The sequence below is a fragment of the Candidatus Polarisedimenticolaceae bacterium genome (assembly GCA_036376135.1).
Classification (GTDB): Bacteria; Acidobacteriota; Polarisedimenticolia; order Polarisedimenticolales; family DASRJG01; genus DASVAW01.
Genome location: DASVAW010000026.1, coordinates 1 through 6724, shown reverse-complemented (window position 1 = coordinate 6724; position 6724 = coordinate 1). Strand labels below are relative to the sequence as shown.

Genomic DNA, 6724 nt, shown 5'->3' with positions numbered 1-6724 from the left:
GCGGGGCCTTTCGACCTCGTCGCCGCGGCGCTCGGGCACGACGACGACGGGCCCTTCCGGCTGCTCGAGGAGATGCGCCGCGACGAGATCCTCCGATCGGTCCCGTTCGTCTGCCTCGCGCCGGCGGCCGAGCGCACCCAGAAGATCCGCGCGCTGCGCGTCGGGGTGGACGACTTCATTCCCAGGGAGGTCGACCTCGACGAGGCGGTCGCGCGGCTGGAGAACGTCCTCGTGCGCGAGTCGGCGCGACGCGACGGCGCCGGGGCCGGCGCGAAGCGTGGGATCTCCGGGCGCCTGGAGAATCTCGGTCTCCCCGACATCGTCCAGATCCTCCACATCGGGATGAAGACCGCGGTCGTGACCCTCCACGCGGAGAAACACACCGGAAAGCTCTGGTTCGAGGGGGGCGCCGCGCGCCACGCGAAGACCGGCGACCTCGAGGGTGAAGCGGCCTTCTTCGCGATGCTCCGCTGGCAGCGGGGGGACTTCACGATCGAGCACGGGGTGCGCACCCGCAAGGCGACCCTCGACGCCGATCCGATGTTCCTCGTGATGGAAGGCCTGCGCCTGCTCGACGAGGCCGCCGTCGGCGACGGTCACCGGTAAATAGGGACTGTCCCTATTTACCGGTCCCCAATGACGACGGTCGGCAGCGCCGCCTTCATCCGACGGAACCGGTCGGCGTCCACGAGCGTCTCGAGACGGTGCGGGAAGGCGTCGAAGACCCTCGGGCTCGCGACGACGACGAGCTTCGTCCTGGCGCGGGTGAGCGTCACGTTCAGGCGGTTCGGCGAAAAGAAGAAGTGCGCCTGGTCGCTCGCGAGCCACTCGGGATCCGAGGCGCACAACGAGACGATCACCGCCTCGCGCTCCTGACCCTGGATGCGCTCGACGGTGTCGATCACCGGGAGCGGTTTCGGGGAGGGGACGAGGCGGCGCAGCAGCGTGCGGATCATCCGGAGCTGCGCACGATAGGGAGAGACGATTGCGACGTCGGTCGCGGCGAGCCCCTGTCGCACCAGCAGGTCGGCGGCGAGGTCGGCGACCGCGCGCGCCTCGCGCTCGCAGCGGGTGCGGAACCCCTCGTGGTCCACGAGCGCGAGGACGGCGGGCGCCTCCGGGTCGAAACAGGCGTCGAAGGGCCCGCCGGGGACCGCGGGGAACCGGCGCGCGGCCGCCTCGGGGGACGGCCGCAGGAGGCCGCCGTAGAAGGCCCGGCTCGGGAAGTCGTTGATCCCGGCGTTCATCCGCCACGTGGTCCGTAACAGCTCGGGCTCGTACGTCTCGGCGAGATGCTCGAAGAGCGAGCGCTGCGCGAGCGGCTCGTCGTGGTCCCCCACGACGATGGGCCCGAGCTGGCGGTGGTCGCCGACGAGCAGGAACCTCCCGCCGCACAACATCGCGCAGGGGGCGTAGGCGAGGGGGATCTGAGCCGCTTCGTCGAAGACGACGCGGTCGAACGGCGGAAGATCCCACGCCGCCTTGAGGCCGAACACGGTGGTCCCGACGACCCGCGGCCGCCCGTCGCCCCGCGGGAGGCGTCGCATCGAAGGGGCCTGGATCACGCGGGTTCGCCGCAGGTCGTCGGCGCCGGCCGGCTTCCCTGCCTTCACGACCTCGACGTCCGGGGCGACCTCCGCGAGGCGACGCAGCGCCTGATTGACCGCGCGATGCGTGTGCGCGGTGACCAGGACGCGCTCCCCCCCGCGCGCCATCGCCGCGACCGCATGCGCGAGGCGATGGGTCTTTCCGGAGCCGGGCGGTCCCTGGATCAGCTCCACGGGTCGGCCGTCGCGCACCTCCGCGCGCCGCTCGAGGACCGCCCGTGCCGCTTCGGCTTCCGCGGTCCTCCGCGCGAGCAGCAGCTCGATCGCCTCCAGCGCGAGGGCGTTGAGGGAGCCGTCGACGGGATCGAGCTGGAGCGGCCGCGAGGGGTCGAAGCGCCCGCCCTGCTTCCAGGGATCCCGCTCGACGGTCACCGTCCCCGTCGCGTCGTCGAAGGCGTGGTACGTCACGGCGATCCCGGGATCGTCGTCTCCGTTCGACAGACGCAGCGGATCGCCGGAACGGAACTTCGCGAGGTTTTCCGCACAACGCAGGCGGAGACCCGCCTCGCTCTCGCCGAGAAACGTCAGCCCGGCGAGGCTGTCCCCGCGCTCGACGCGGTCCTCCACCGGCTGCGCCATCAGGTCGCGATGCTGGAGGCGCGCCGCGTGGGTCTCGCGGTGGAGCAGTCGCTCGAGCCGGGCCCACAGCCCGTTCACGACGCGCCTCCGAGCCAGCGCCGGATGGCGACGAGCGACGCAACCGACCGGCGCCCCGCCTCCTCGAGCGCCGGAACCGCCCGCTCGCGCTCCGCCGCGAGCGTCACGAAGAGGGCGTCCTCGGGGGCGTCGAGGGCGGGCCGGGGACGCCGCTCGACGAACGCCGCGACCTCGTCGAATCGGTAGTGGAAGACCGGGAGCGCCGCGCGGCGCCGCACGAGGGGGGCGAGGTTGACCACGCGCCCCTCGAGGTCGCCGATCCGGGCGGGGGGCCACGCGGCGCGGTCGGCGAGGCGGCCGAGCGCGCGCGCGGTCTCGACGCCGAAGGTGAAGACCGGCGCCGCGGGGGACCCCTCGAGGTCGTGCGCGAGGCGGGCGAAGGCCCGGAGGCGCGCGGGGTCGTCGAGGGCCACGGCGGCATCCGCTCGGTCCGCCGTCCCCCACGCGAACAGGAACGGCTCCCGTCCCTCGAGCGGGTCGACCTCGATCCGCAGGAACCGATCGGGGGCCGCCCCGTCGGGGATGCGCACCGGCCGCGTTCCCGAGGCCGCGCCGCGCAGGAGAGCCTGCGCCTGCCGCTGGAGCCGCTCGAGGCCGTCGGGGGGAGCCCCCGCGCGCCGGAGCGCGCCGGGATCGCACGCGGCCAGGTCGTCCACCGTCGCGACCCCGTGGCGGGCGAGGGCGGAGCGCATCGCCCGCGTGAGCCCGTGGACGAACGACGCGTCGCGCGCCGACTCGAGCTCGGGAAGGCACGTCGATCGCCAGCGGCACCGCGCGCACGCCGCCGAGAAGGAGGGCGCGGTGGCGGCCTTGCCGGAGGCGACCGCCTCGGCGCGGGCGATCGCCGCGTCGATCGAGGCGCCGACGTCGTCGAGTGCGAAGGTCTCGCGGCTGCCGTCGCCGAGGATCACGAACCCATGCGCGGGTCGCCTCCCCTGTACGGCCTCGAGCAGGCGCGCGGCGAATCCGATCTGGAGGACCGCGTCGGTGCGCGCCTCGAAGGCGGACTTCACGTCCCCGGGGACGTAGTGCCAGCCGCCGAGGGCGCTTTCTCCCTCGACGCGCTCGAGGAGATCGGGGCGGGCGAGCCGCCGGTCCCCCAGGAGCACCCCTTGCAGGATCCCCGGCGCACCGTCGCGCATGCGTGCGGTCGTCCGATCGGCGGCGCCCCTCCAGTCCCCCTCCTCCACGGTGATTTCCGGCCAGCCGAGCGCCCGGCCCACCTCCGCCTCGAGCGCGAGCCCGCGCTCGAACAGGTGCAGGGCCGCCTCGTCGGGAGGGGTGCGGAGCGATCGATCCAGGCGGGTGTCGAGCGCGACGCGGTGCTCGCAGATCGCGAGGTCGTAGAGGTGGTGAGCGAGGAGGGAGGCGGGTCCCGGCATGGGCCCCGCAGGGTAGCAAGGGCCGGGTTGCCGCCGTGGCATGGGGCACCTAAGTTCCCGCCAGGTCCGAACGGCGGAGGTCGCCATGGCGCAGGGTCCCGAGGTCGGATGTCGTGTGGTTGCGCGTTTCGCCGACGGACGCGTCGTCAAGGGGACGATCCAGGACTTCGCGCCGGGCCGGGCCCTGTTCCACATCCAGCCCTCGGAGCCCGGTGCGGCGCCCATGAAGGTCCCGGTGGGCGCGCTGAAGGCGTTGTTCTTCGTGAAGGACTACGAGGGGGACCCGAAACGGAAGGACCGCGTCGACTTCGACGAGGCGTCGGGGCAGGGGCGGCGCCTCATCGTCCACTTCACCGACGGCGAGGCGATCGCGGGAATCACGAGCGCCTTCGCGCCGGACAAGCCGGGGTTCTTCATGACCCCCGCCGACCCGAACACCAACAACGAGCGGATCTTCGTGCTGCGCTCCGCGGTGCGGCGGGTGGAGTGGATCGTGGGGACCCCTTCCGCCGCCACGGAACCCCGCTAGTCCACGGCGCCGTTCCCGCCTGCCGCCTCCGGCTCGACTTCGACCTCGACTTTCGAGAGGCGGGACTGCTTCGCCGCCGCCGCCCGGACGAGCGCGTCGAGATCCCCCTTGAATCGGGTGATCACGACCTCCTCGCCGTCGCACACGACGAGCACGGCCTCCCGCACCGATCCCTTCCTGGAGCGGACGGCGAGCAACACGTCGTCGCCGTCGTCCTTCGCCCGCAGCACCGTCTCGAAGCCGCGGAGCCCCAGACGCTTCGGGTCGAGGACCGGCGGGTTCTCGGGGGTTCCCTCCATCGTGAACGTCGCCACGCCGACGCTCGAGAGATGAAGCTCGCCGAGCGCGTCCTCGTCGTCGACCGCCCTCGCGATCCCGCTCGCGATCTTGGTCGAGACGAACCCGAGCCGGATGCCGAACTCCCGATCGAGCTCGACCCCCATCTGGGCCTCGAGCGCGTCCTCGACGCCCTGTGGGCCGCGGTAGAAGACGCAGGCGGGCGCGGTCGAGAGCAAGGACGCCGCGATCAGCCCGAGGACGGCCCGGCGCATCACTTGGAGTCCCCGGGAATCTGGTCGAGCCCCGGCACGTTCATCGACTCCGAGATCGCGCCGAGCTTGGCCAGGTCGATCGTCCCGACGAGGTTGCAGAAGACCACCTCGCTCCCCTCGCCCTCGCCGCCGTCTTCGAAGACGAGGACGACGAGCCCGTCGACCTTCCTCTCGCCGGCGCGCCCGGGCTTCGTGAAGACGTTGACGCGCTCGCCCTTGTCGCGCACCCGCACGACGCGCTCCCAGCCCTCGCGGACGAGCTTCGCCTCGATGTCGGCGGCGAGCTTGCGGGCCTTCTCCGTCCGCACGGGGTCGTTCTCGAGGCCGACGACGTAGGCGTAGATCCCCTTGAGGCCGGACAGCGCGCTCAGCTCCCCGGCTCCCTGCTTCCCGTCGCCGCTGACGATCGCGTTGAGAAGCGCCGGGCCGATGCTGACCTCGACGAGCTCGCCGTTCTCGCCGGCGAGATCGACGAACGCCGAACCGTCGACGAAGGCGGGGTGCCTGCGGACCTCGGCGTCCTGCGCGAAGGCGGCGCCGCATGCGGCCGCGAGAACGAGGGCGAAGAGGGTGCGTTTCATGAGCGGGTTCTCCTGGATTCCTCGGCGAGGCGGTCCCAGCGCAGCGGAACGCGGCGCAGGGCGGGGGAGACCTCGCCGGTCACGACGGCGTTGCCGGCCGTCTCGGCGCGTTTGAGGGCCCGCCCGGCGATCGCGAGGGCGCGAATCGCGTCCTCGCGGGCCCGGGCGATCTCCTGGGGGGAGGGCGTGGAGGGGGTCGAACGGGACACGAGCACCGGCACGATCACCGCCGCGGCGATCGCCGCCGCCGCGAGACCGAGCCCCGCGAGCAGCCGCGCGCGCCGCGGGCGGAAGGGGACGACCTCGCGGCTCGATGCGGACCGGACGGTCCGATCGAGCACCGCCTGGAAATCCTCCTCGGGCATCGGCTCGAAGGCGAGGCCGCGCAGCGCCTCGTGGGCGGACCGGAGCGAGGCCGCGGTTTCGCGGCAGCGCTCGCACGATTCGAGGTGCAACTCGAGCTCGCGATCCTGTGCCGCTTCCGGCTCGCCGTCGAGCCGGGCGTGCAGCTTCTCGAGGAACCGCGCACAGGCGCTCATGGCCGGACTCCTTCGCGCACGAGGCGTTCGCGCAACCGCTCGCGCGAGCGGTGGAGCGACGCCTTGACGGTTCCGATCGGGATCTCCAGGGCGGAGGCGATCTCGTCGTAGGCCATCCCCTCGACCTCGCGCATCAGGACGACCGCGCGGTCCCGCGGAACGAGCGCTCCGAGCGCGCGGCCGATGGCGTCGCCGATCCCCCCGCTCAGCGCCAGGCGGTCGGGGCCGGGGTCGGGGGTGGGGGTGTGGTCGTCGATCGGGAGGTCGGGGTTCTCGGGAAGCTCGGGGCGTGCCGCACGGCGGCGATGGCGGTCGATGCACAGGCGATGGGTCGTCGCCATCAACCAGCCCTTCGCCGCCTCTTCCGGCACGCGGTCGAGGTTTTTCCAGAGCCGCACCAGAACCTCCTGCGCCACGTCGCGCGCCTCCTCGCGGTCGCGAAGGAGCCAGACCGCGTGTCCGTAGACGCGGTCCTTGTGCTCTCTCGCCACCCGCTCGAAAACGCGCGCGTCCATGGGCGCAGTATGAACGCGCCCCGCGCAGGAAAAGTTGCGGCGAACTTCAGGCGGTCAGCGCCGGGCCCCGGCACGGAAAAGACTCCCCGCCCGCCGTCCCGGGGAAGTGCTCGTAGGGGGGAAAGGGGGACGGCGGGCGGAGGAGGGGGGTGGCGGGGTTGGGGCGGGCGCCCCGTCGAGGGCGACGGGGAGGGGGATGAAGACGGGGGGATCGGTCTGGCCGACGGGTGTCGGGCCGTCGTCAACCACGCACATGATCGGGAGCTCGATTGGCTGGTCGGCGGTTGCGTTCCAAAGCGCCAGTTGGATGCACGTGGGCGTGATGCTGTTCGGCGGAGTGTGCTTGCCAGCTGGAAGCGTTCC

At 72.8% G+C, this 6724-nt stretch carries 8 protein-coding genes; 2 read left to right on the top strand and 6 right to left on the bottom strand.

Features of this window, described 5'->3' with window-relative positions; all coding sequences use genetic code 11:
* Window positions 1-606, top strand: a 606-nt coding sequence (locus VF139_02290; GenBank protein HEX6850208.1) for a DUF4388 domain-containing protein, incomplete at its 5' end; no start/stop codon positions are given.
* A gap of 17 nt (window positions 607-623) precedes the next feature.
* Here VF139_02290 and VF139_02285 read toward each other — a convergent pair.
* On the bottom strand, window positions 624-2264 hold the full coding sequence (locus VF139_02285) for an AAA domain-containing protein (protein HEX6850207.1): 1641 nt from the start codon (window positions 2262-2264) through the stop codon (window positions 624-626).
* Window positions 2261-3646, bottom strand: coding sequence for a TM0106 family RecB-like putative nuclease (locus VF139_02280; GenBank protein ID HEX6850206.1), 1386 nt, complete (start codon window positions 3644-3646; stop codon window positions 2261-2263). The genes VF139_02285 and VF139_02280 overlap by 4 nt, the downstream gene beginning before the upstream one ends.
* Before the next feature lie 85 nt (window positions 3647-3731).
* On the opposite strand from VF139_02280, the gene VF139_02275 reads away from it, so the two are divergent.
* Window positions 3732-4175, top strand: a complete 444-nt coding sequence (locus VF139_02275; GenBank protein HEX6850205.1) for a hypothetical protein — start codon at window positions 3732-3734, stop codon at window positions 4173-4175.
* Here the strand turns inward: VF139_02275 and VF139_02270 are convergent.
* Genes VF139_02270 through VF139_02255 form a run of 4 tightly spaced genes read right to left on the bottom strand, consistent with a single transcriptional unit; the run spans window position 4172 to window position 6361 of the window.
* Entirely contained in the window at window positions 4172-4726 is a 555-nt protein-coding gene (locus VF139_02270) for a DUF4252 domain-containing protein (GenBank protein HEX6850204.1), read from the bottom strand. The genes VF139_02275 and VF139_02270 overlap by 4 nt on opposite strands.
* Entirely contained in the window at window positions 4726-5307 is a 582-nt protein-coding gene (locus tag VF139_02265) for a DUF4252 domain-containing protein (GenBank protein HEX6850203.1), read from the bottom strand. The genes VF139_02270 and VF139_02265 overlap by 1 nt, the downstream gene beginning before the upstream one ends.
* Complete coding sequence (locus VF139_02260; GenBank protein HEX6850202.1) at window positions 5304-5846, bottom strand: zf-HC2 domain-containing protein; 543 nt, start codon at window positions 5844-5846, stop codon at window positions 5304-5306. The genes VF139_02265 and VF139_02260 overlap by 4 nt, the downstream gene beginning before the upstream one ends.
* Window positions 5843-6361, bottom strand: a complete 519-nt coding sequence (locus VF139_02255; protein HEX6850201.1) for an RNA polymerase sigma factor — start codon at window positions 6359-6361, stop codon at window positions 5843-5845. Before VF139_02255 ends, VF139_02260 begins: the two co-directional genes overlap by 4 nt.
* Window positions 6362-6724: the final 363 nt, after the last annotated feature.